Source organism: Mycobacterium sp. IDUB_17 (assembly GCF_055419465.1).
This window is the reverse complement of record NZ_JBVAXS010000017.1, coordinates 1-445: the sequence shown is the minus strand read 5'-3', so window position 1 is coordinate 445 and position 445 is coordinate 1. Positions and strand designations below refer to the sequence as shown.

Annotated in this window: 1 protein-coding gene; it reads left to right on the top strand. The window is 63.6% G+C overall.

The annotated features are described in order from the left end of the window. Nucleotides 1-445 (top strand): transposase (locus ACZYZ7_RS31785; protein ID WP_463742578.1); only part of this gene is annotated, 445 nt, incomplete at both ends.

Sequence of the window (445 nt, the reverse complement as noted above, 5' to 3'; positions counted from 1 at the left end):
ACCTGGCGATCGTGACCGGCCAGGCGGGCACGGCCATCGGCTCAGTTTCGACGAACGTCTGGTGATCATGCGGGGGCTCGACCAAGGCCTCAAACAGGTCGAGATCGCCCGCCAACTCGACCGCGACCCGAGTGTCATCTCCCGGGAGATCCGGCGCAATCGCAATGCTGATGGGGACTACCACGCCGGGATGGCCCATGGCCGCGCCGCGCAGAAAGCCCAGCGGCCCAAGGAGTTCAAGCTCAACAACACTGGATTGTGCGCTGCTATCGAGACCTGGATGGATGACGGGTGGAGCCCGAAGCTGATCGCCGAGGTGTTGGCTCGTGATCACCCTGATGACAGGCTGGCTCGGGTGAGCCACGAAACCATCTACCAGTGCCTCTACGTGCAAGGGCGCGGGCAGTTGCGCGCCGATCTGAACAGGTGTTTGTCGACCCAGCGT